This window comes from Psychrobacter pacificensis (assembly GCF_900101915.1).
Lineage (GTDB): Bacteria > Pseudomonadota > Gammaproteobacteria > Pseudomonadales > Moraxellaceae > Psychrobacter > Psychrobacter pacificensis.
The window spans coordinates 20767-44738 of the sequence record NZ_FNAL01000006.1 but is presented as its reverse complement, the minus strand read 5'-3'; the positions used below and the strand labels follow the sequence as shown (position 1 = coordinate 44738).

Below are 23972 nucleotides of genomic sequence, written 5' to 3'. Positions count from 1 at the left end.
AGCAAATTTGAGCTACTTGGCAAACCCTACTCATTAGAATCTATTGGGTATGATACCTGATACATATTATCGACACAGCGTAGCACTTTGGCTATTGATAGTCATCAACATCTGTTTCATATTAGTAGCTTGTTCTATGGCAGCTGACGCAGTACGCTTTTGTTTTAGCCGTATACAGTATAAGAGTCTGCTAGCAGCACCAAGGTTACTTATGCTGCCAACTATTATATGGATAGAACTGTTTGTTATAAGACACAACAATAATCATAACGGTTCATATCTTTTTATTTTCTTATATTTCACACTTTTTATTTAGTATCCCACAGGAGATAGTCATGGCAATTGGCTTGTTTATTTTGGCAGTCATCATTCAATTAGCTGTGGTCTTGGCCATCTTTTTGCTGTCCTTATCACGAGTCACGGGCAGTATTGTTGCCTTGATCACCGTCATTGTTACTGCCATTATCAGTCCATGGTCGCTCCTCTTAGGGGTGCCCATCGCGCTGCTTTGTTTGGTTTTACTCATCACTCCACTGCGCCAATCACTCATTACCAAACCTGTCTATAAGGCTTTGGGTGGTGCAATGCCTAGTATGAGTGATACGGAGCGTGAAGCACTGGATGCTGGTACCAGTTGGTGGGAAAAAGAGCTGTTTATGGGAGCGCCAAATTGGGAGGCTTTTGCCAATTACCCTTATCCAAAGCTCTCAGAGGAAGAGCAAAGCTTCATTGATAACGAAGTAGAAACGCTATGCGCTATGCTCGATGAATGGCAAATCCAGCACAAAGATAAAGAGCTTTCACCTGAAGCGTGGCAATTTATCAAAAGTAATGGCTTTTTAGGTTTAATTATTCCAAAAGAGTTTGGTGGTCTAGAATTTAGCTCTTATGCGCAAAGCCGCGTGATGAGTAAAATCGCGTCGCGCTCACCGACTGCGGCAGTGACCTGTATGGTACCCAATTCGCTCGGTCCTGGTGAGCTACTAATGCACTATGGCACGGACGAGCAAAAACAGCGCTGGCTACCGGGTCTCGCCAAAGGTGATGAAGTACCTTGCTTTGGTTTGACTGGACCTGAGGCAGGCTCTGATGCAGGTGCGATCCCTGATACAGGCGTCGTCTGTTATGGCACGCATGAGGGCGAGCAGGTACTTGGTCTGCGTATGAACTTCTCCAAACGCTGGATTACATTAGCACCTATCGCTACTGTCGTGGGTTTGGCTTTTAAGATGCATGATCCTGAAGGGCTGCTTGGAGATCCCAACAAAACCGATTATGGTATCACCTGTGCACTGATCCCTGCCAATCATGAAGGGGTGGTCACGGGCCCACGTCACAACCCAATCGGCTCGCCATTTATGAATGGTACGGTCGATGGCAAAGATGTCTTTATCCCCTTAGATTACATCATCGGTGGTGTCGAAAACGCTGGTCGCGGTTGGCGTATGCTGATGGAGTGCTTGGGCGTGGGTCGTGGTATCTCCTTGCCTGCTCTATCGACCTCAGCCAGTGAAATGACCTATCTGTCTGTCGGTGCATTTGCAAAAGTTCGCGAACAGTTCAAAATATCAGTCGGTAAATTTGAAGGTGTACAGGACGCCACCAGTCGCATGGCAAGTAACACTTATATGTTAGAAGCGTTCCGTCATTTGGTAACTTGCGGGTTAAACCAAGGCGGTACGCCATCAGTCATGACTGCAATGGCAAAATATTATGCGACCGAAACCATGCGTAGTGTGGTCAATGATGGTATGGATGTCGTTGGTGGTCGTGCCGTACAGATGGGCCCACGTAACTTCTTAGCGATACCTTATCAAGCAATTCCTGTATCTATCACTGTTGAGGGTGCCAATATTTTGACCCGCTCGCTGATGATTTTTGGTCAAGGCGCGATGCGTTGTCATCCTTATCTATTCGATGAGCTGCAACTGCTACAGAGTGAGGATAAAAAAGCGGCAACCCAAAAGTTCGATACGCTGTTCTTCAAGCATTTAGGCTATACCTTTAATCGCGGTGCAAAAGCCTTTATCGCAGGTTACGTCGGTGGTAGTGATAATGCGCCACGTTTTGCTGATGCCTTTACTCGTCCTTATTACAAGCATATCAACCGCCTAAGCGCAAGCTTTGCCCTAACTGCAGATATGGCGTTAGGACTGTTAGCAGGGGATCTCAAACGTAAAGAGATGCTGTCTGGTCGCTTAGCGGATATTCATAGCCACTTATTTATCGCGACGGCTATTTTGCAATTTTATGAGCATGGTAGTAAATCCGAAGCTGAGCGTTTACATGCCAAAGTTGCACTCCAAAACAGCTTATATACGATTCAAGAAGCTTTTGTGTCTTTCTTTGCCAACTTCCCTAATCGTATGGCCGCCAATGTGGTGAGCTTTGTGACTTTTCCAAGTGGCCGTATCTTTACGCCAGCAAGCGATGAGCTAAAACGTCAGCTGGGTGATACCTTTATGGATGATTTTTCTGCCAACCCATTCCGCGATTATCTCAAAACCATGGTGTACTACAATACCGACCCAGATGATGTGACAGGCCGTATGGAGCATGCTTATCAGACCTTGGTTGAGATCGAACCACTGTGGCAGAAGTTTAAAAAGGCAGAACATCAGGACAGCTTTGAAGGCCTAACCTTCGAAGACCATGTGGTACATGCGAGCCAAAACGATAGCATCACTGAAGAAGAGGCAGAAGTGCTGATTCAATACAATGCCATGCGCTTTGATTCATTATTGACCGATGTATTTGATAAGCATCTATCAGAAGCTCAAGAGCGCGATAATCCACATACGCTCGAAAATGCTGTCAATCAACTAACAAATTATGCAGCGCTAAAAAAAGAAGTAAAAAACAAAAGTAGCGTATCGACTGACAGTGAGATGCCAGTCACGCATGAGTTAAATGATACGACAAATACAGAACCACAGACTGGTGATGCCAATCCTAATCACGGCTATGAGAGCGATGGTGATGTAGAAATGGTCAGTGAGCAAGATACTGTGAAAGAAATCAAGTCACAGGCGAATTTTGAGAAATCAAATCCTGAAGCCGAAGCGCTTGATCATCGCTACCGTGATGCAGAGTCTCACCTCAATGAGCGTATGAGTAACAACCACAGTCGCCGCATTGCTCCACCTGATGAGGTCGACGAAAGCGCAAGTGACAAACACCTCCAAACCTTAGATGATCAGACGCATCTGCCGCGCGAACGTGAAGAAGATGATAAGGTATAACTAAAAGGTCAATTCAAACGCGTAAACTCATGAGTATCGTGATTATTCATGACGATAAATATAAAACTTCAAAAGCCAGACTGTCCACACGCGACAGTTTGGTTTTTTTTTGGAGTTGCCAAAATGTAAACGTATTTTATGACATCAAAGTGATAACACTGGCTTAATATCAATAGTTTGATATATCCATTTACCCTAAAAACTCTTTCATGAATATATTGTTTCATATCAGAAACAAACCGTTTACAATAAATAATCACTATTTTATGGGCACATAGTTGTGACAGGGATTGTTCTCTTGGAATAAAATGATAAAAAAATCTTGCAGTGCCCTTAACTATTCTTTTATATTGTCCTCGAAAATGTGACATCAAGCGACAATCACAAGAACTTAATAGTCATAACACGCATTATAGTTAGATTGGCAAACACGGTCACATAGATTTGGGTGACACTGACTATAGCGCTGTTATGCACACAAAGGATATGGATATGTGGAAAAATATGGGACTGACAGGCAAGATTATCGTTGCCATGGTGCTCGGTATCATACTGGGTCTATTTTTAAACTACTCAGGATTGAATGGCGAAGGCAGCTTCGTTAATACTTATATCACAAATGGTGTCTTTGCTATTATCGGCAAGCTATTTGTTAACTCGCTAAAAATGTTGGTCGTACCTTTAGTACTTATCTCACTGATTTGCGGTGTGTGTGGCATTGGTGATATCCGTCTGCTAGGACGTATTGGTACCAAAACATTTATGATCTATATGATGACAACCGCGCTTGCTATTGCAACGGCGATTGGATTGGGTGTGCTATTTGGTATCGGTAAAGGCATGAATATCGAATCCGAAGCCACGTTTGAAGCTGCATCAGCGCCGCCACTGCTTGATGTATTCTCAAACATTATCCCCTCAAATCCCATCAGTGCGATGGCAAATGGCGACATGCTATCGATTATTTTCTTTGCCATTCTAATCGGTATCAGTATTTTGATGGTGGGTAAACCTGCCAAAGGCTTGGTTCAGAGTCTAGAGCTTATCAATGAAGTCATCTTGAAGATGGTGACCATCATTATGAACCTAGCCCCTTATGGTGTATTTGCACTGTTAGCCAAGGCGATGTCTGAGCTAGGCTTTGAGTTAATTTTGTCACTGCTAAGCTATATGGCAGTATTGGTTGGGTCTTTGGTCTTCCATTTCTTCGTTACTATGATGATTGTACTAAAAGTCTCTTCAGGTCTATCTATCAAGACCTTTTTGGCAAAAATGCGCGAAGTACAAATCTTTGCGTTTAGTACGTCAAGCTCAAACGCAACTATTCCGATTACCTTGCGTACCGTTACTAAGCGTATGGGTGTGAATAACTCAGTTGCTTCGTTTACCGTTCCTTTTGGTGCCACCATCAACATGGATGGTACAGCCATCATGCAAGGGACAGCGACCATCTTTATTGCCAATATTTATGGGATTGATTTGGGCGTGACAGAATATCTAACCGTTATCTTGATGTCAGTACTGGCCTCTATCGGTACGGCTGGTGTCCCTGGTGTCGGCTTGATCATGCTATCGATGGTATTTGCGCAAGTTGGCTTGCCAATCGAAGGTATTGGCTTGATCTTGGGTGTGGACCGTATCCTTGATATGTTACGTACGGCTGTCAACGTGGGCGGTGATGCTGCCGTGACAACTATCGTAGCAAAATCAGAAGGTAAAATGGATCTGGCGCTATACAACGATCCTAACGCTGGTGCTAAAGACGTGTTCGATGGTCACATCGATGAAGAAAACGAGCGTGAATTCTCTAAAGTCATGAATGATGGCATCATGGGTAGTGAGTACGATGACGTTGATCGTCGCCACTAATCATCTCTGCTAGATAGACATTCATAAAACAAAAAACCTCAGTCACATTGGCTGAGGTTTTTTGTTGGATAACGTATTTGGTTACTCTCATTTAGCCAAAAACGTATTTGGTCAACATTGCCAAACACACCAGCACAATCATCGGACGAATCAGCTTACTACCGCCCTTGACGACCATATGTGAACCAAAATAGGCACCGATGGTTTGTCCAACCATCATTGCCAATCCCACTTTCCACAACACATTGCCACCCAAAATAAAAAATATCAGTGAGCCGATATTGGTCGATAGGTTCAACACTTTTGCGGTGCCTGTCGCTTCAATAATCTGACGACCACGTAGTGCCACATTACCCAGCGCAAAAAACATCCCTGTGCCGGGTCCAATATACCCATCATAAAAACCAATCAACGGGGCCACCCCTTTTTGCCACTTACCCTCTGATATGCGGGGAGCGGCCTCTACCTCACCAAGCCTAGGGGCAAATAAGGTATAAATACCGATAGCGGCAATCAAAAAAGGGATCAGTTTTTCAAGCAAATCAGGTGGTGACATCTGCACCGCAATGGTACCCAAGACAGAACCGATAAACGCGGCAATAATAGCCACTTTAATACGCTGCGGTTTGACGACGCCCTTTTTTATCATGGTAACAGACGCAGCCAATGCACCTGACGCCGCTTGTAGCTTATTGGTGCCAAGCGTGAGCACTGGAGGGATATTGGCCAGTAGCATGGCAGGTATGGTCAACAGACCGCCGCCGCCAGCAATCGCATCAATAAATCCTGCCAATGCTGCGACAGCCGCAAGCATCAAAATAATCTCTAGTGAGAAGGTTAAGTCCATAATACTGACCTACAAAATATGGTGATAAAAGAAAAGAAAGCCTCAGATACTAGGCTAAAAACTTACTAATGACACTACTATCGTTGGTAATAGCTATTGTTGATAGTAGTAGTGATGAGACGATAAATTCCCTGAAAACTTCTTAAGACATGAGATAACGTCATAATGCGTCGATCATTATAGATATAAAACCGCAAAAAAAGCCAAAAACGTCACAAAGTCTGCTAGATTTAGCCAATAGCGTTCCAAATCTCTCATATAACGGACAATTTGTTAAAAAGATTTAACGACTTACAACTATTTTGCTCATCGCAGCGCCTTTATAATGTCACTATCATTGAGACGATATAATGGGCTAATGGCGTTATTTCAGCGTATTTTATTGTCTATATTAATAAGAGTGTGAGAAACTGTTTTTGTCTGCTTGCTATATCGTCATGAATAATAGCGTGGATATTTGAGATTATTTAGTAAATTGTACTTAGGAGATGAGGATAATATGGCAATACGAAGGATTAAGGCATTTTTTGAATTTGAGGCAGCAGGCGGTATCGTCTTAGCACTGGCTGCCGTTGCTGCAATGATCATTGCCAACTCCCCTCTTAATGTTTGGTACGAAGGTTTTATTCACGCACCAGTTGCCATTCAAATTGGTGAGTTTGCCATTGCCAAAGATGCTCACCACTGGATCAATGATGGTCTAATGGCCGTTTTCTTTTTCTTGGTCGGGCTTGAGCTCAAGCGTGAAGTATTGATTGGTGAGTTGTCTAACGTCAAGCAGATTATCCTACCAGCTGGTGCAGCACTGGGCGGTATGATCATGCCTGCGATTGTTTATCTACTCTTTAACTACAATGAGCCTGAGTTTTGGAAAGGTTGGGCCATTCCTGCGGCAACAGATATTGCTTTTGCGCTTGGTATTTTGAGCCTTCTTGGCAACCGTGTACCCAACTCTCTAAAAGTCTTTTTGGTCTCTATAGCTATTTTTGATGATATCGGTGCGATTTTGATTATCGCTCTGTTTTATACCAGTGAGTTGTCACTAGAGTCGTTAGCTTTGGCTGGCCTATGTCTGCCATTCTTGTACCTTCTTAATCGTCGTAACGTCACTAGCATCACGCCTTATCTACTTATTGGTATTATCATGTGGATTGCAGTGCTCAAATCGGGTATCCATGCAACATTGGCCGGTGTGGTCTTAGCACTATTTATTCCTATGTTTGACCGCACTGATCCTGAGCACTCTCCGCTTGAAGAGCTAGAGCATGACCTACATAACACCGTCGCCTTTGGTATTTTGCCAATATTCGCTTTTGCCAACTCGGGTATCTCACTCGAAGGCGCAGGTCTTGCTGAATTATTCCATTCAGTACCACTAGGTATTGCCGCAGGTCTGTTTATCGGTAAGCAGTTGGGCGTCATGATTATGTGCTGGTTAATCTTTAAGCTTGGTATCTCAACCATGCCAAAAGGTATGAACTATAAGCAAATCTACGGCGCAGCGCTATTGTGCGGTGTTGGTTTTACCATGAGCTTATTCATTGGTAGCTTGGCGTTCGCTGGCGACACCACTATGTTTGATGAGCGCTTGGGTATCATCATGGGTTCTATCATTTCTGGTATCGCAGGTTACATCATGCTCAAAGTGAGCTTGAAAGATAATGTCAGCGGCACATCAGTCGATTTGACTCGCTCTCATTAATAGCAAAACGAGTGACTTATGAGCCTATTAGCTTATAAGTCGCTTTTTATTATCTGCAAAAACTTTTAATGAAAAATGTGTATTCAGCCAAGGTTGATTATTGTTAATGAACCCGCTGTAGCATTAGCAATAATTGTCATGTCGGCAGACGAGAATATCCAATACATCGTGCCTGCCGTATCGTTAGGGCGAAAGACGCGCGTGTAAGACTGCCGTTCTTATCTGATGAAATATGTGACCTAAAATCTCGTATCAGTACGATACAAAGACAACGAGAGTCATTGAGTCCATCAATTAACGCTTATAAGTGATGGTTATGGATCGCTCTTACGATACGAATGTTGTTTTATAGCTGACTTATAAAGGTGTTTGATCATATGGATAAGAAAATCAGCAATACTGCAAATATTCCCACCAATAAGACGCAGCATCCATCAACAGCGTTGTATTTGCGTCATGGGCGTACGACTGCTATCGATGACCATAGTGATTTGCAAGTGTTAAAGCGGATTAAGCGATATCTACTACCAAAAGACTTTGCTATCTCGCCTGCGCTACTAGAGGAGATAGTCGCCGGCTACGATATTGGCGATCCACTCGCAGATGATTTGGCCGCTAACAATATCCGCTTTGCAAAGCCCCTACAACAGATTATCAGCAGCGGCGATGGTCTAGACCTAAATAGCGATCTCGCAACCAACGCCTCATTTAATGCACTAACCGAGCAATTTAGCAGTCATCCTGATTGGTTCGATCCCAAACTCGCTCAAATCGGTGCGGTCGCCTATCGACGCTATCCACTGATGCTCATTTGGCTACTGCGTAATGTCGCGCTGATGGCAGGTTATAGCATCCCAGCCCTATCACTACCACTCATTCAGACGGGCGCGTTGATGCACGATGCGCTACCACGGCTCATGCGTACCTATGCCTATATCTTGGCGGTGTCTGAGCATCCACAATCAGATATGGGCATGCGCAATCACTCTCAACCTATCGATCAAGTATTGGCGATTGGCTCTGAGGGCTGGCGACAATCCATCAAAGTACGTCAGATTCATACATTGGTACGGCAAAACTTGCTCAAAGGTAAGGGCAATGCTGCTACAGGCGTGATACCAAACGCCGAGCAACATCATAACCCTGATGGTAGCTGGAATACCGATTATTGGGGCGTGCCGATTAACCAAACCGATATGATTGCCACCCATTTACAGTTCTCGTTGTTAATTATGCGTGGCCTACGCCTGCTCGGCGCCCGTATTAGCCCTGAGGAAGCGGAAGGTATTTTGCACTTATGGAATCTTGCCAGCTACTGGATGGGCGTTGATTTAGAGCGTCTGCCAAAAGATGAAGCGGCTAGCTGGGAATGGCTGTATACCTACTTATCAATACAGCAGCTAGACTTTAAGACGGGGCAGCCACTGGCAAAAGCCTTGCATGATCTACCGCGTCAGTTGATGGGCGAAGACAATCGACGTGGACGCTTTGTGGAGATGGTCAATGCCAGTGTGACACGCACCTTAGTCGGTGATGACATTGGTGACGGCTTAGCTTTACCAAAATCAAAAATACGCTTTGGCGTATTGTCTTCAGTGCCGATTCTTTTTGCGCTTGATACTGCGCGGCAGCACAATGCAACGGTTGCCCAAAAATTAGAAGCATTTCGTGCCAAGCGCCAAGACAATATGAATTGGTGGCTTAAAAAGAACGATGATTATTATAAGTAGATGATATCTATCAGCGTTTGTTTTCTACGCGGTAATACCATTCTAGCTGACGATCAAACCCAGTTTCTAGCAAACTGGCAATGACGCGCCCTGTCAGTCCCCACACCGTCTCACCATCCACTTGCCAACTCGGCGTCAGTATGGTCGCGGTTTGTTCTTGCATTTTATATTCTACCGCATACTCCACCGTTGGCTGGTTGACTAACGACTCTAAATCCGCCCAAAAGATACGCGATATCTCTCCCACTTCAGGAACTAATACCAGACCTGGGGCGATGAGCGCGACAATGGGACGTACACTCATACCGCTTTTGGACGTTTGGATCGGTAGTTGTCCCAGTAATTGCACTTTATTAGGTGGCAGCGCCGTCTCTTCACAAGCTTCACGTAATGCGGTCACGACGTTGTTGCCATCACCTATCTCATGTTTGCCGCCTGCACAGGAGACCTCTCCTGCATGGCTGTTCATATGAGCGGCTCGGCGCGTCAATAAAAGCTTGGGTCGACGCTCATTGGTAATTGCCACCAATATTGAGGCATCGGCAATCGGTGTCTGATACAAGCTGTCCAAAATACGCGTACTTTGTGAGGTGTTGCCACTCTCGTACATCGCTGGACTCGTGAGCGCATTCAATGTCTCGTGTTGTACTCGCTCGGCCAGTTTTCTGAGTGTGGGATGACGAATAAAGCTTGGGACAGCGACGCTAAACTTATTAAAAAAATCAATATTTTCGGGTACGGTCATTATCAAATCCTATGAGTGGTCATTTTCATATTACTCATGAAAATACCGGTGCCAGCATAACAGTGTAACCTGTCGCTAGTATGGCAGCCTTTTTTATTAATCAGATTATCGCTTTTGTAGATGTATCTCATATTTACGTTATTTTCGACAAAGTGCGATTTATTGATGCATCAGCTGACTGCTATACATACAGTAGAACCTCAATAAAATTGATGCAGCATAGGAAACGCGCTCGATTAAATGCTACTTTTCTTGCTTGCTGTGACTGCGTCTCCAGAGGCTGCGAAAAATAGCGTTTAATCTTGCTATACCATTTTTATAATGGTTTCACTATATATGTGGTCACTATGATAAATATAAAACGGCTTACCGCTTGTGTATAAGCTTTGTTATATAGACTGAGCCTCTATCCAAGTGAGCCTTTCAACTAAATGTCTATTTTTTTGCCGCGTCTTTACACCTTTCTAAATCACTCAATATCTCATACCGTCTGTCTCAAACGGTGATCGTTTTATTAATTAAGATTTTCTCAATATCCTTTTTGCTTGGTACTTATCAATGATAATAAGTATCATAACTGCAGCTTTAAATTACCAAACATTAACCGAGTAATATTTCAAAAAATGCATTTGGGTATTATGATAACTGCTAGCAAGACTATGAGGCGGACATCCTAAAATAGCATTATAAAAATACTGAGGCCAACGTCATAGGATTGCTGTAATAACAATAAACAATACCTCAAAAGAACAAAGGATACAGATTATGACAGACCAAATCGACAACATGATGCCACCTGCTGAATATATCAATGATAACTATAAAGGCTCAGGAAAACTGGCTGATAAGCGCGTTTTAATCACTGGCGGAGACAGTGGTATCGGTCGCGCAGTGGCTTTTCATATGGCACGTGAAGGCGCCAAAGTTGCCATCCTTTATCACTCTGATGAAGAGAGCGCAAATGAGACGCGTAAAGGTATTGAAGCAGAAGGCACAGACGCGCTGGTACTGCAGGGTGATACGGCAGATAGCAGTAGTTGCAAAGAGGCAGTCGAAGCGGTCGTGGCACAATGGGGCGGCATTGATGTGCTAGTCAATAACGCTGGTATGCAAAAGCCGTATCATGATTTGTCTGAAGTCAGTGATAAAGACTGGCAACAGCATTTCGATGTCAATATGGCAGGAATGTTTTATGCAACCCGCGCCGCCCTTGAGCATATGAAAGAAGGCGATAGCATCATTAATACGACATCTGTTAATGCGTATGTCGGCAATGATGTATTGGTGCCGTACACCGCAACCAAAGGCGCTATCGTTGGCTACACCCGCGCGTTATCGCAACAACTACTTAGTCGCGGTATTCGCGTCAATCAAGTAGCACCAGGTCCTGTGGTGAGCGAGATTCAATTGGTATTTAAAGACTTTGATAAAGATATTTTAGAATCGATGTCCTCACCAATGGGGCGTATGGGTCAGCCACGCGAGATGGGCGCTGCCTATGTATTTCTTGCTTGCCAAGACAGTAGCTTTGTGACTGGGCAGACGCTACATATCAATGGCGGGATGATTACCAATGGCTGATATCATGGATTCTCCTGACTCCTCTGACTTGCTATCTGTCTGTTGGGCAGATAGCAGTACTCATCGTCGTTGGTTGCTCGCTGAAGGACAGCGTCTACTTGATCATTATGCCAAAGCGCGCGTGCCATCAGGGTTTGCTACTTTGGGTCACGATGGGAGCATGGTAGATGACACAGCAAAGAGCATCATCACTGCGAGGATGGTGCATTGCTATGCGCTAGCGGCACTAATGGGTATACCAGGTGCAGCAACACTTGCTGACCATGGCCTAGATGCGTTACTTGATGGCCCATTGCGCGACTCGGTACATGGCGGTTGGTTCAGTGATGCTTCCTCAACTCATGAAAACCCATCACGCAAAAACGCCTATCTGCATGCGTTTGTCGCGCTTGCTGGCGCGTCTGCTAGCATTGCTGGTCGCCCGCGCGGTGCAGAGTTGATGGAGGCTGCAATAACAATCATTGATCAGCATTTTTGGTTAGAAGATGAGCAATCAATGCTACCTTCTTTTGCCGCTGATTGGTCTGATCCCGAAGATTATCGCGGCGCCAATTGCAACATGCATACGACCGAAGCCTGCTTAGCACTGGCAGATGCCACGGGTGAAACGCGCTGGCTAGACCGCGCACTACACTTAGCCAAGCGCTTCGGTCATGATATGCCTAGTACTTACGATGGTCGCCTACCTGAACATTTTGATAGTGAGTGGAATCTGTTGCCCGACTACGATGCGAATGAGCCTTCTGATGACCTGCGTCCCTGGGGACTCACACCTGGTCACTTTGCAGAATGGGCAGGACTGCTGCTCAAGGTTGAGTCTGCTTGTATCGCGCATGATTATGACATACCTGATTGGCTGCTACCTGATGCCATCGCATTATTTGATAGCGCTATCGATCGTGGCTGGGCACCTGACGGTCAGCCCGGCATGGTTTATACCATTGGCTGGGATGATGAGATTTCAATACCAAACCGTCCTTACTGGGTACAGGCGGAAATGGCTAATACCGCACTGATGCTATCGCGCCGTACGGGTGATCCGCGCTTTGAGTATTACTACCGCTTAGCTTGGGATTATATTGCCAGTACTTTGATTGATCTTGAGCACGGCGGCTGGCGTCATGAGGTAGATGCAGATGGCAACTTAAGTACGGTCATATATCCGACGCGCGAAGATCTTTATCATGACTTTCAAGCCACGGTGACGCCATTGATTCCTATCTCTGCGTCGGTAGCTGGTGGACTACGCACACAAATGCTCAAAATAAAAACCTAATTGCTATGATCTAATTTTTATGACCTAATTCCTATGTAGGATATACTCGATAATATAAGAACGCTTTGATGGCAATTAAAATGCGCTGTCAGAGCGTTTTCGTTGTAATCATAAAAATTAAATAAAATAACTTTTTCGTTAAAAGTAAAAGGATATCCTCAAAAGTATTTGTCACTATCGCTGCTGTATACAAAAGCAAACATCAGAACGGCAAAAAAACTTTTAAGATAAGTGGACATACAATATTTACTAATAAAGGTAGTTGGTATGAGCTATTGTCTCCAATGCGGTCATAAAGCAGAACGAAAAATCCCACCTACAGATAATATGCCGCGCTTGGTGTGCCCCAATTGTCACTATATCCACTACGAAAACCCAAAGGTTATCTGTGGTTCGCTAGTCGTACACGAAGACAGAGTCCTACTGTGCCGCCGAGCGATCGAGCCGCAATATGGGCTATGGACGATACCTGCAGGTTTTATGGAAAACGGCGAAACCATGGCTGAAGGCGCCGCACGCGAGAGCTACGAAGAAGCTGATGCCATCGTACTGAATCCGCATCTATACTGCATTTATGACCTACCAGATATTGGGCAGATCTACTCTATTTATCTCGCCGATCTAAAAGATGGTGCGTACGGTATTGGCTCAGAAAGCCTTGATTGTGCGCTATTTAGTGAAGAAGATATTCCATGGGATAAGCTCGCCTTTGAGGCCATTCGCCTTACCTTAAAAAACTATTTTTCTGATCGTAAGCAGTATAACGAGTTGTCAGAATTCCCGATCCATCAAGACAAAATCGGCAAAGATTTGAGTATCAAACGGTACTAAGCAAATACTACATACAAAAAAGCCAAGCATCATGCTTGGCTTTTTATATTTAACTTTTAATAAAGAACAAACCTAATTGTCTTAGCTCTTAATTCTCCATATTTCAAAACCAAGACCTTTCATCGTCTCTTCTTTATCATAAGGTGCTAACACGGCACGTACATGGTTTTGACCTTGCAGATATTGCTTGGCAACACGCTGCAAGTCATCGATAGTCACGGCTAGGATAGCGGCGCGCATTTTACGTTGCCAGTCAGCACCGCGATGATGCAAGTTGGCAAAGCACGCCTTAATCGCTTCTCCTGCAGGCGAGCCCGGTTTATCCATACCGGATATAATACCCAAAATGGCTTCTTCTAATTGCTCATCGGTTTGCGGCTCGTTTAAGATCCACTCGATACTGGCCTCAAAATGCTCAAAGGTTTCAGCGCACTGCGGATCGCGGTAACTAAAGAATTTAAACGCACATGCATTGGCGTCATAGCCCGCACCGCCGCCATAGGCACCGCCGCGCTCACGAATGGCGCTGTGCAAGTAGCCATTGCGCAGATACGGCGCTAATACCATCAAAGCAGCGGTATCAGGATGATCGGCCGCTGGCACACGATAAGCGCTGGCATTATGATAGACGTTGGTCGGTACCAGCCATGCCAAGTCCTCGGCATCGAGCGCGCTACTGCTCTCTCGTGCCTTGATGGTGTCTGTCTCGCCATTTAACGCTGCCGCAAGGTGCAGCTCGGCAAACTCACTTGGGATAGTGTCTTCGATAGTCGCATCAGAGGCACCCAATTGCGCAGCAAGCACTGGCGCTTGACTGTCTTTCCAGCTCTCGACAATTAAGTCGCTTAAGCGCTCGGTTTGCTCGGCTTCACAAATGATGATGGCATGCTTAGGTAAGCTGATCAAACGTTGATGCAAGTCCATCAAACTGGTCGCTAATTGATCCCACTGTGCATCATCAGTACTGGCATGACCCAAGAACGCTTTTAGTGCGTTTAGTGCTGGTAAACCGCTGCGCACATATTCTAGCTGCGCTTGACGACTCATACCGCGACTGGCTGTTTGCATTGCATATGAGTGACCAGAACCTGCCAAATTAGATTGCCAGCTGGCTTGACGCTGTTGCAAGATTTCTTTGATGCGATCATGCTCAGTAAAGATGCTGTGTTCCATCACTTCTTTGAGCAAATCAATCGCTTCAGGTTTGCGGTTGAGCGCGCGCGTTGCCACGACAAAATAGCTGCTAATCGATTGACTATCATCCACGTGGGTACGCTGGCTGATACGCGCGGTCACACCCGAAGAATGCGCGGCTTGCTTGGCCTGCATCTCATGGGCGCTGAGCGAGTCTGTGCCCAGCTCAGACAGCAAGCTCAGATAGATAGGCAACAATGGATGATTAATCACATCATTGACTGGCAGATCAGCGACGCTGCTGTTACCAATTGCCTCAGTCAACGGCACAATGACTTGATAGTAATAGATACCATTGGTGCCCGCTTCATATTCAAATAGCGTACTGTCTTGTCCGCTTAAACGTACTTGTTTTTGCACGCCTTCTTTAAAGCTAATATCTGTTGGTACGTCTTCTAGACCTACCTTTGGCAATAAGCTCAAATCATCAGGCGCGGCTTGGCGTGCGGCCAGATCTAATGCTTGCTTGTGCAAGATATCTTTATCATCAGCGCTCAAGTCCATCGCGATGGTATCTAAACGCACTTGCTCTGCTGCAGCAAGGCGCGCTGATTTTTCGCTATCTGGCGTCATGGTCACGCGCACACGGTGCTGATTGTCCAGCAGATGCGTTTTGATTAAGTTCGGTAGCCACTGCGGATCGACCACTTGCTCGCGCAACCACTGTAGGTGCTCATCCACTTCCCACACATCGATAGGGTTACCATCATGAATGGCAGTACTAAAGCCTTCTAACATCAGGTTTAGACCATAAGGAATGCTATCACCGCCGATGTGACGCTGATCAATTTCAATCTGATGCAGAATGGTCTCGATCGTTTCGTCGTCGACTGGCGCGCTTGCCACCTCAGTCAGCAGATCAATGATGCCCTGCTCGACCGCTTCGGCATGCTCTGGGTTAGAGCCGCGCAGACCCGTATAAAAGACCATTTCATAATGACTGTCATCCAGCCCTAATAGCGGACTTGGCGCTTTGCCCAGTGGATGGCTGTCCAAATAAGCACGTAGTGGCGAGCCTGAATGCTCAATCAGTACGCCTTCGAGCAAACGCAGCGCCAAACGCTGCTTAGGATCAGTGATCGACGGCAACAACCAAGCGACCACGTGATGGGTCTGATCTGGACCGGCTTCATCAGCAGTGTACGTGTCAACTGCACTAATAGGTGCAGACAAACGCTGCTCTGGACGCGATACGTGTTTTTTACCTGCTTCGAATTGAATCAAAGCATCTTCGTGTATTTTCGCTTGCGTCTCAGCAACAGGAATATTACCAAAACTCATGATGACACTATTCGATGGGTGATAGTGACTCTCATGAAAAGCTGTCAGCTCAGTATGCGTTAAGTCAGGAATCTGAGCAGGATCGCCACCTGAATTGTAGTGATAAGTCGTCGTTGGGAATAGATGATGCGCAACCGTATGATAAAGCTGATCAATCTCGCCACTCATCGCGCCCTTCATCTCGTTAAAGACGATACCTTTAAACTGGGGCTTGTCGTTTTCGTCCAGCTCTACGCGGATGCCTTCTTGCGCAAAATCGAGCGGGTGGATATTGGGAAAAAACGACGCATCAAGGTACACAGCAAGCAAATTAAAATAGTCGTTTTTGTTTTGCGTGGCATACGGATACGCCGTCCAATCGGCTGCGGTCATCGCATTCATAAACGTGTTTAATGAGCGTTTGATCATTGAAAAGAATGGGTCACGTACTGGGAATTTCTTAGAGCCACACAATGCGACGTGCTCCAAAATATGCGCCTCGCCTTTTGAGTCCATCGGCTGAGTACGAAAACCTACTAAAAACGCATTTTCATCGCTTGGGTGCGCTAAATGATAGTGCATCGCGCCTGTCTTCACATGCTGACTGATCAGCACATCCATCGATAGCGCCTCAATATGGCGATGCTCAATCAGCTCAAATGCTGGATGCAACGTGAGATCAGCAGTAAATGGGGTATCAGTCATAGTTATCCTTATCGCTTACAATGCGTATCGTGTGTCCTGACTATCAGGGTAAATAGAGTGGTAAAAATTATTGAACTATCAGTCGTAAAATATCAGTCGTAAAAATGGCTATTAAAACATTTTGACTTACAACTTCTGAAAAAACTGAACGCTAAAACCCAATACTGGCTTTTGAACTCAATTATGCAGGTATTTATATTGGCTATATTGGCTATATTGGCTAAAAAAGAATTGGCTTAGCGCTATTAGTGGGGTTTGATCGTTGATAAGTCAAGTCAGCACATGGGCAATAATATATCGTGAAGTGCTCGCCACTCTTTCAAACAGCCCAAAATAATTCCAACAAAAGCCACATTCAAATGATGGTCATATCGCTTAACAGAGACCGTTTGCACTGCTACCATGAAGTTCACTACCAATAGGAGCACCTCATGAGCTACCAACACGTTTTACTGGTTACTGACTTATTATCCGATGCAGACAAGGTTGCTCTAAAAACCAAACGTATACTCGCAGGCTCTCCTAAGGCCAGACTGTCTGTCCTGCATATTGTGGAAGACGATATGGTGCGCTTTGGGTATGAATTAGTACCTTCCTCTAGCCTATCAGGCGATGTCCATAATGAAAAATGGCAAAAAGCGCGTGCTAAGCTGGCGCAGTTTCTGGAGTGCAACGAGCTAGAAGCAGTCAACTCTGAGGTGACAGCTGCCATTTCTAACAGTAAAGGTATTGTTGACTACTGTCATGAAAAAAAGGTCGACTTACTCATTATTGGGCGTCATGAACGTCACGGTATCGCTGCTTTGTTAGTCGGTGCAACTGCCGATAGTATCTTGCCAAACGTCCCTTGCGACAGCCTAGTCGTCAAGCTTGATGAACCAGTATCAGAATAAGGGGTCTAGCTCAACATTCGAGTTAACCTGTATTCGAGTTAACCTGTTATTTGTTAGCGCTGCACTCGGGTGTTGTTCTATATCAAAGTCTATGTCACAAAGATAGACAAGCATTACTTAACAGCGCTCTATAGTAGTGCTATAGTAAATACTATCTGACATGAGGAAGACGTTATGAGTTACGAACATATTTTACTGGTCACCGACTTACTCTCTGATGCGGATATCGTCGCGCAAAAGGCCAAGCGCATCGTTGAAAACCGTCCCGGTTCTAAGTTGTCTGTACTACATATTGTCAAAGATACCATGGTGGGCTTCGGCTACGAGCTGGTGCCTGCGTCAAGTCTATATGATGAAATTGACGATGAACGCTGCCAAGAAGCACGGGCAAAACTGGCGCAATTCCTTGAACGCAACCAGCTCAATGCGGCAACGTCAGAAGTCACTACCGCTATCTCTAGCAGTGAAGGTATTGTCAGCTACTGTCATAAACACGACGTCGATCTGTTGGTCATCGGTCGCCATAAGCGCACTGGTATTGCCGCATGGATCAGTGGCGCGACAGCAGATAATATCTTGCCTAACGTACCTTGCGACAGCTTTGTAGTAAGGCTTGATAAACCGGTTTCGACGTAGTAATTTGCTTTGGCTATATGGAATTATCAGTTAACAAAAAGCGCCCTATCATGATTGATACGGCGCTTTTTTATTCCTCATGTTTTGACATTACCTCAGTTAATCTTGTTGGAGAATATCTATAAACGTCTGCCAAATGGGGCTTTGATGACGGGCTTTGTGCCAGACCAGCCACCATGTCCGCGATAGATCGATTCCTGCAACGCTTACTTGCACCAGCTTATCTGTTGCAAGCTCTGACTCAATCACGTGCTGTGATAGGCAGCCAAGACCAATGTCTGCACTCACCATATGTTTGATGGCTTCTGATTGGTGTATGGCCTTTACCACTTCTGCATTAGGTAGATACTTTAGCAACTGCTCATCGATAATCTGCCGTGTGCCCGACCCTGCCTCACGTACGAGTAGCGGCAACTGTGCTAGCTGATTAATAGTCAGCTGATAGCAGCCCTCATCTTGGCTATAGGTAGCGACGTTCTTTAACCATTTACTATCACGTTTGGCAAATATCATCAGCGTATCCGTTCGCCATTCGCGCTGCTCAATGGCTTTCATGTCTATCGGACGCGGCATCCCTTCTACTAAAGCAATATCGATATTGAGCTGCTCAACCTCACTCACCACCTCCTGAGTATTGGCAATATACATATCGACATTGGCATCTGGTAGCGCCTCATATAACTTACCAAGCAATGATGGCAGCACGTAATTGCCAATCGTGGTACTCGCCCCGATATGTATCTGCCCCGCCTGATATTGGTGATAATGTTCAAGCGTGAGCGATTGCCCCAAGATAGCCTGTGCCTGTATATAAATAGGATGGGCATTGGGATGCTGATTAAGCCTGCGACCGACGCGCTCAAACAATGGCATCTGTAATCTAGACTCAAGCTCTGTCAGCGCACTGCTGACTGCCGACTGTGATAAATGCATCTCTTCACTGGCACGGCTGGTGCTACCTGTCTGGTAAATACTGACAAAAACAGCGAGCTGCTTAAGTGTAATCTTTGGCAATGTCTGTACAGATTTTTTCATGTTATTGATGATGCCTTATGTCATTTTTTAGCCTGTCTTATTCGCTATACATGTCTTTTTTTGCTACTCATGCGCGGTATATCTATTTCTACCGTAAACACTAACCTAAAATATCGATAGTTTATATCTTATTAATCTGTTTTTATTATAAATATAGTCAGCTTATACTGTCTACTCATAAGCTTATGCTTATTTTAATATCAGTAATAGGATATGCCTCTTATGCATACACTAGCCAAATCAGTCAGTCGCTCAGTGAGTAAATACATTCCAAGCCAACGCCACTTGGCTGGTTTGGCTGTGGTACTGATCGGTGGTTTGTTTTGCTTATGGTTAAACACGAGTTTGAATATGTGGTCAAACGGGCGTATCGTTGGCTTATCCTCTTTAACGCTCGCCATCTTGCTGGGTATGATATTGGGTAATACCATTTATCCCAAGTTCACTGAGCGTCTAAACGGCGGTGTTTGCTTTGCTAAGGGTCAGATTTTACGCCTCGCGATTATGTTTTATGGATTTAAGCTGACTATGACGCAAGTTGCGAGCGTTGGTATGCCAGCGATTATGACCGATGCACTCGTATTGACGTCGACCTTTCTACTGACCTATTGGCTAGGTACTAGATGGTTAAAAGTCGATAAAGAAACGGTGATTTTGATTGGCTCAGGCGCAAGTATTTGCGGTGCTGCTGCCGTCATCGCCGCAGAGCCAGTGGTCAACGCGCAAGCCCACAAAGTCACCATCGCTGTGGCAACGGTCGTGGTATTTGGTACTATTGCGATGCTGCTCTACCCTTTTTTATATCAGCTTGGTTGGTTACGGCCTTGGCTCAGTGCCGAGCAGTATGGCGTGTACACGGGCTCAACCGTACATGAGGTGGCGCAAGTCGTGGTCGCAGGCAATGCAATCAATACTGAGATTGGCGATACCGCTGTCGTGACCAAAATGATACGCGTTATGATGCTCGCGCCTTTCTTACTTATGCTCTCATTTGCGCTAACCAAAGATCGCCCCGTAGATAATGCCGTTATAGACGATGAGGACAGTAAAAACGAGGCAGCGTCATTTATGACCCGCGTCAAGCAAGTCAAAGTGCCATGGTTTGCGTTTATTTTTATCGCTATTGTCTTATTGCATACTTGGATACCAATGTCTAAAAGTATCGAGCAAAGTATGGTGATGTTAGATGATGTGATGCTGACGATGGCGATGTTTGCGCTAGGTTTGACTACTCATCTAAGCGCGATTAAGCAAGCGGGCGCTAAACCTTTGTTTTTAGGAGCGGTGATGTTTGGCTGGTTAATACTGGGCGGTGGTCTGATCAATATCGGTATTAGCTTTATATAATAAGTCAATTGCTCACGCTTATTCACTTATAGTGAATTCAGTATAAAAACGATACAGTGGGACTGGGATAAATTTTTCGCAGCATCGAGCAGCGTAGGCACAGCACGCAAGGAAAATTTAGACCAGTTCCACCTTGATATATAATGTATCTGTTTTATTTAGGATTGACTATACCTCAGTACCCAGTACAAAAATGCCTCTAACCATCCATATAGTCGGAGGCTTTTTTATATCTGTCGTTTCATTTAATACCAAATCATAGACGAAAAAAAAACGAACCCGAAAGCTCGTTTTTTGATCATCTTGCTCTAATAAAAATTAGATAGCAACGATATTATGTGCTTGTGGGCCTTTTTGGCCTTGAGTTACAGTGAACTCAACTTCTTGGCCTTCAGCCAAAGTTTTGAAACCTGAGCCTGAGATTTCGCTGTAATGAGCGAAAACGTCTGCGCCGTTTTCTGGAGCGATGAAACCAAAACCTTTAGCTTCGTTGAACCACTTAACTGTACCTTTTTGAACGTCTGACATAGTCATAACCCTGATATTTAATTTATTTGTGGTCTAATAGACCGATAACGCTTGCAAATAGCTACTGAACGATAAATATTAAAACGAAGGATTATAACTAATACTACGAGGTAATGATTTGGTGCAGAACTGCTCTTAAGCTTGGATGTATTATAGGGGGAACATCCTAGTATCGCAAGCCTTATCTCAGGTTTTATGTAACTGGACTTAACTATTGCCCTATATATTGGCGACTTTATTTGGCATTTGGCAGACGAAACAAATAGACGGCAACCCCGCTGCAGACCAGTGCTACCAGCCATGCCACCCATGTCATATCCGCGGGCAGACGATAAAACAACATGGCAGTCGATATCGCCATCATGATGGTCGCAAGCCACTTAGCATAAAGCGGCACGGCATGATTTTCTTCCCAATCACGGACGTATTTGCCAAAGTATTTGTGATTGATCAGCCAAAAATGAAAGCGCTTAGAGCTACGCGCCCAGCAGCCTGCTGCAAGTAGTATAAAAGGCGCAGTCGGCATGACGGGCAATAAAATACCGATAATCCCTAAGACAAAAAACACCCAACCAAGCGTCACAAAAGTCCAGCGTATCATTGGACTTCTAGATTGGTTGGTCTTAGGCCTATGATAAAACGCTTTTTTATTATGGGTCATATAAGTGATGTCGATGGACGGTGCGGTGAATGATTTTGGTAGCCATCAAAAGTATTTACATAGCTACTTGTATGAATAACCAAGCATGCAATATCACCAAAAATTGTACAAGTCCATTTATACAAGCTTTTTGCTATCGATCAGTATCGTTGGTTAGTGATTGGGTAAGTACCAATGACAAATACTGCGCTCTTCTATTAACACGTCGATTGAAGCGCTTATAAGATTGAAAGCGCTTATAAAAAGCCAACACAAATGTGAACTGTTATAAAGGGCGGTTAACGAGCGTCAGTCATCACCTTTCATTGTCATTCCTTGTACGCTTGCATCGCCGCTTACAAGTCGTCTATAGTAGAACCTCAATAAAATTGATGCAGCATAGGAAACGCGCTCGATTAAATGCTACTTTTCTTGCTTGCTGTGACTGCGTCTCCAGAGGCTGCGAAAAATAGCGTTTAATCTTGCTATACCATTTTTATAATGGTTTCACTATATGATGATGCAGTAGCTATCGATAATAGCCATTAGCAGTACTGATCAAAAATAATGCAGCACCACTTAACCTTGTCGGGGTGCTTTGCTTTTAACCTTGTAACGATTGTTAAAACCATCGCTGAGACACACCCGTGAACCTGAAGCAGTTAGCACTGACGTAGGAAACAAGCATGACAGACCCTAAGCAGTCTATAAATAAGAGAAATCTCTACCTGACGCGCTGATCTGATAGCGCCTTACATGTTGAGATTTTGCCTTTCTTGTTTTGCCTTTTTTGTTTTGTTTAAACAGCATCAGTCTGATTGTTTTCTATCATTAATAAGGAAACAACCATGCAGCCGACCACCAAATTGACCCTTACCCTCGAATGGTTCTTAAACCCTGATCACCTGCCCTTTATCGCGGGTATGACCACAGGCGCATATGAGCAGGCAGGGCTAGATATCACTATTATCGAGCCTGATGACCACTATGATGGCTTTGCTGAATTGCAAAACCAAAGTATCGATCTGCATGTGAATGAGCCGATTCATCTGTTTGAGCATTACGCGCCGAATCTGCGTGCGCTTGGCTGTTTTTTTGAGACCGATGGCGGCATATTGATGCAGCAGTCCAGTATGGATAAGCTCAAAAACAATCAACCGATTCGCATTTGCACCCCTGCTGCTGAAGAAAAAACCAATCGTATTGGCTTTGAGATATTAGCGCGCTATGCCAAAAAAAATGGCTTCACTATCAGCCGTGACAATGTGAGCTTTGTACAAAAAGACTTTTACCATATAAAAAACCTGCAAGAAGACCCAAGTCTCGATGGTGCATGGCTGTGCTTTTATAACTTTGAAGGGGTTGAGGCGATTCATGAAGGGTTGGACTTTACGTTTATCGATCAGCACCTGTCCCCTTATCCGAATTTTTCGGCGTTAGAAATCCTCACGACGGATGAGATCTATAGTGCGAAGAAAGACGCGATAGATACCTTTATCCAAGTTACCAATCAGATGACGGAACTGTGTAAAAATGATCCAGAGACTGCCCACCATATGTATTACAACTATAGTAAAACTGAGGCGGATACGCTGATGGATGCGATTATTGATAATACGCTTAGCAGATTGATCACACCAATCACACCTGATGCAAATAAATGGCAAGCCCTACGCGAGATGCTAGCCGAAATCGATATCGTGACATTGAGTGATGAGCAGTATAAATCGCTTTGGGCGTTGTAGACATTTTAGAAGTGAATATATTTTGAACTATAAAAAACCGTCATCGTATTTACTGTGGCGGTTTTTTATAGTTCAAACTTATCTAGGAAATTAACTCGAAATGCTAGTTGTATATTATATACATGGGTATTTTAATTATTATTGAATATAAAAATAGTTTGGAATT

The 23972-nt window shown here is 44.6% G+C and carries 17 protein-coding genes; 11 read left to right on the top strand and 6 right to left on the bottom strand.

Annotation, left to right across the window (positions count from 1 at the left end; all coding sequences use genetic code 11):
* The first annotated feature begins 335 nt into the window (after positions 1-335).
* Complete coding sequence (locus BLR43_RS05035; RefSeq protein WP_093069279.1) at positions 336-3242, top strand: acyl-CoA dehydrogenase; 2907 nt, start codon at positions 336-338, stop codon at positions 3240-3242.
* Between the two features lie 492 nt (positions 3243-3734).
* Positions 3735-5111: a dicarboxylate/amino acid:cation symporter gene (locus BLR43_RS05030; RefSeq protein ID WP_093069278.1), complete on the top strand. Its 1377-nt coding sequence runs from the start codon at positions 3735-3737 to the stop codon at positions 5109-5111.
* A gap of 91 nt (positions 5112-5202) precedes the next feature.
* On the opposite strand, the gene BLR43_RS05025 is transcribed toward BLR43_RS05030, so the two are convergent.
* Positions 5203-5958 carry a TSUP family transporter gene (locus BLR43_RS05025; protein ID WP_093069277.1) on the bottom strand — a complete coding sequence of 252 codons (756 nt, stop codon included), beginning with the start codon at positions 5956-5958 and terminating at the stop codon, positions 5203-5205.
* A gap of 499 nt (positions 5959-6457) precedes the next feature.
* Between BLR43_RS05025 and nhaA the strand changes: the two genes are divergently transcribed.
* The gene (nhaA, locus tag BLR43_RS05020) at positions 6458-7660 is read left to right on the top strand and encodes a Na+/H+ antiporter NhaA (RefSeq protein WP_093069276.1); all 1203 of its coding nucleotides are present in this window, start codon (positions 6458-6460) and stop codon (positions 7658-7660) included.
* Between the two features lie 377 nt (positions 7661-8037).
* Positions 8038-9390: an oxygenase MpaB family protein gene (locus BLR43_RS05015; protein WP_093069275.1), complete on the top strand. Its 1353-nt coding sequence runs from the start codon at positions 8038-8040 to the stop codon at positions 9388-9390.
* Between the two features lie 10 nt (positions 9391-9400).
* Here BLR43_RS05015 and BLR43_RS05010 read toward each other — a convergent pair whose 3' ends face one another.
* On the bottom strand, positions 9401-10135 hold the full coding sequence (locus BLR43_RS05010; protein ID WP_071002967.1) for an NUDIX hydrolase: 735 nt from the start codon (positions 10133-10135) through the stop codon (positions 9401-9403).
* A 765-nt stretch (positions 10136-10900) separates the two neighbouring features.
* Between BLR43_RS05010 and BLR43_RS05005 the strand changes: the two genes are divergently transcribed.
* The 3 genes from BLR43_RS05005 to BLR43_RS04995 all read left to right on the top strand — a co-directional run bounded on the left by BLR43_RS05005 (position 10901) and on the right by BLR43_RS04995 (position 13823).
* Positions 10901-11716 carry an SDR family oxidoreductase gene (locus tag BLR43_RS05005; RefSeq protein WP_093069274.1) on the top strand — a complete coding sequence of 272 codons (816 nt, stop codon included), beginning with the start codon at positions 10901-10903 and terminating at the stop codon, positions 11714-11716.
* The gene (locus BLR43_RS05000) at positions 11709-12992 is read left to right on the top strand and encodes an AGE family epimerase/isomerase (protein ID WP_227674122.1); all 1284 of its coding nucleotides are present in this window, start codon (positions 11709-11711) and stop codon (positions 12990-12992) included. Before BLR43_RS05005 ends, BLR43_RS05000 begins: the two co-directional genes overlap by 8 nt.
* A gap of 267 nt (positions 12993-13259) precedes the next feature.
* A complete protein-coding gene (locus BLR43_RS04995; protein WP_093069273.1) occupies positions 13260-13823 on the top strand; it encodes an NUDIX hydrolase in 564 nt (187 codons plus the stop codon).
* A gap of 81 nt (positions 13824-13904) precedes the next feature.
* On the opposite strand, the gene BLR43_RS04990 is transcribed toward BLR43_RS04995, so the two are convergent.
* A complete protein-coding gene (locus BLR43_RS04990) occupies positions 13905-16982 on the bottom strand; it encodes an insulinase family protein (protein ID WP_093069271.1) in 3078 nt (1025 codons plus the stop codon).
* 431 nt (positions 16983-17413) lie between these two features.
* Here BLR43_RS04990 and BLR43_RS04985 point away from each other — a divergent pair, with 431 nt between their 5' ends.
* Positions 17414-17875, top strand: coding sequence for a universal stress protein (locus BLR43_RS04985; protein ID WP_093069268.1), 462 nt, complete (start codon positions 17414-17416; stop codon positions 17873-17875).
* A 174-nt stretch (positions 17876-18049) separates the two neighbouring features.
* Positions 18050-18511 (top strand): universal stress protein, encoded by a 462-nt coding sequence (locus tag BLR43_RS04980; RefSeq protein ID WP_058025444.1) that lies wholly within the window; start codon positions 18050-18052, stop codon positions 18509-18511.
* 99 nt (positions 18512-18610) lie between these two features.
* Here the strand turns inward: BLR43_RS04980 and BLR43_RS04975 are convergent, their stop codons facing one another.
* Positions 18611-19546 carry a LysR substrate-binding domain-containing protein gene (locus tag BLR43_RS04975; protein WP_093069267.1) on the bottom strand — a complete coding sequence of 312 codons (936 nt, stop codon included), beginning with the start codon at positions 19544-19546 and terminating at the stop codon, positions 18611-18613.
* Between the two features lie 222 nt (positions 19547-19768).
* Between BLR43_RS04975 and BLR43_RS04970 the strand changes: the two genes are divergently transcribed.
* Positions 19769-20893 carry a YeiH family protein gene (locus BLR43_RS04970; protein WP_093069266.1) on the top strand — a complete coding sequence of 375 codons (1125 nt, stop codon included), beginning with the start codon at positions 19769-19771 and terminating at the stop codon, positions 20891-20893.
* Between the two features lie 318 nt (positions 20894-21211).
* On the opposite strand, the gene cspE is transcribed toward BLR43_RS04970, so the two are convergent.
* Positions 21212-21421, bottom strand: coding sequence for a transcription antiterminator/RNA stability regulator CspE (gene cspE / locus BLR43_RS04965; protein WP_025644841.1), 210 nt, complete (start codon positions 21419-21421; stop codon positions 21212-21214).
* Positions 21422-21656: 235 nt separating this feature from the next.
* Positions 21657-22082 carry a YbaN family protein gene (locus BLR43_RS04960; RefSeq protein WP_093069265.1) on the bottom strand — a complete coding sequence of 142 codons (426 nt, stop codon included), beginning with the start codon at positions 22080-22082 and terminating at the stop codon, positions 21657-21659.
* Positions 22083-22909: 827 nt separating this feature from the next.
* Between BLR43_RS04960 and BLR43_RS04955 the strand changes: the two genes are divergently transcribed.
* Complete coding sequence (locus BLR43_RS04955; RefSeq protein ID WP_093069264.1) at positions 22910-23806, top strand: ABC transporter substrate-binding protein; 897 nt, start codon at positions 22910-22912, stop codon at positions 23804-23806.
* Positions 23807-23972 lie beyond the last annotated feature (166 nt).

What these genes read in the sequence shown, in the direction of transcription:
- cspE (WP_025644841.1), bottom strand. Translation starts at nt 21,421, where the DNA reads ATGTCAGACGTTCAAAAAGGTACAGTTAAGTGGTTCAACGAAGCTAAA.
- nhaA (WP_093069276.1), top strand. Translation starts at nt 6,458, where the DNA reads ATGGCAATACGAAGGATTAAGGCATTTTTTGAATTTGAGGCAGCAGGC.
- BLR43_RS04970 (WP_093069266.1), top strand. Translation starts at nt 19,769, where the DNA reads ATGCATACACTAGCCAAATCAGTCAGTCGCTCAGTGAGTAAATACATT.
- BLR43_RS04990 (WP_093069271.1), bottom strand. Translation starts at nt 16,982, where the DNA reads ATGACTGATACCCCATTTACTGCTGATCTCACGTTGCATCCAGCATTT.
- BLR43_RS05025 (WP_093069277.1), bottom strand. Translation starts at nt 5,958, where the DNA reads ATGGACTTAACCTTCTCACTAGAGATTATTTTGATGCTTGCGGCTGTC.
- BLR43_RS05010 (WP_071002967.1), bottom strand. Translation starts at nt 10,135, where the DNA reads ATGACCGTACCCGAAAATATTGATTTTTTTAATAAGTTTAGCGTCGCT.
- BLR43_RS05015 (WP_093069275.1), top strand. Translation starts at nt 8,038, where the DNA reads ATGGATAAGAAAATCAGCAATACTGCAAATATTCCCACCAATAAGACG.
- BLR43_RS05005 (WP_093069274.1), top strand. Translation starts at nt 10,901, where the DNA reads ATGACAGACCAAATCGACAACATGATGCCACCTGCTGAATATATCAAT.
- BLR43_RS04980 (WP_058025444.1), top strand. Translation starts at nt 18,050, where the DNA reads ATGAGTTACGAACATATTTTACTGGTCACCGACTTACTCTCTGATGCG.
- BLR43_RS04995 (WP_093069273.1), top strand. Translation starts at nt 13,260, where the DNA reads ATGAGCTATTGTCTCCAATGCGGTCATAAAGCAGAACGAAAAATCCCA.
- BLR43_RS05030 (WP_093069278.1), top strand. Translation starts at nt 3,735, where the DNA reads ATGTGGAAAAATATGGGACTGACAGGCAAGATTATCGTTGCCATGGTG.
- BLR43_RS05035 (WP_093069279.1), top strand. Translation starts at nt 336, where the DNA reads ATGGCAATTGGCTTGTTTATTTTGGCAGTCATCATTCAATTAGCTGTG.
- BLR43_RS04985 (WP_093069268.1), top strand. Translation starts at nt 17,414, where the DNA reads ATGAGCTACCAACACGTTTTACTGGTTACTGACTTATTATCCGATGCA.
- BLR43_RS05000 (WP_227674122.1), top strand. Translation starts at nt 11,709, where the DNA reads ATGGCTGATATCATGGATTCTCCTGACTCCTCTGACTTGCTATCTGTC.
- BLR43_RS04975 (WP_093069267.1), bottom strand. Translation starts at nt 19,546, where the DNA reads ATGAAAAAATCTGTACAGACATTGCCAAAGATTACACTTAAGCAGCTC.
- BLR43_RS04960 (WP_093069265.1), bottom strand. Translation starts at nt 22,082, where the DNA reads ATGACCCATAATAAAAAAGCGTTTTATCATAGGCCTAAGACCAACCAA.
- BLR43_RS04955 (WP_093069264.1), top strand. Translation starts at nt 22,910, where the DNA reads ATGCAGCCGACCACCAAATTGACCCTTACCCTCGAATGGTTCTTAAAC.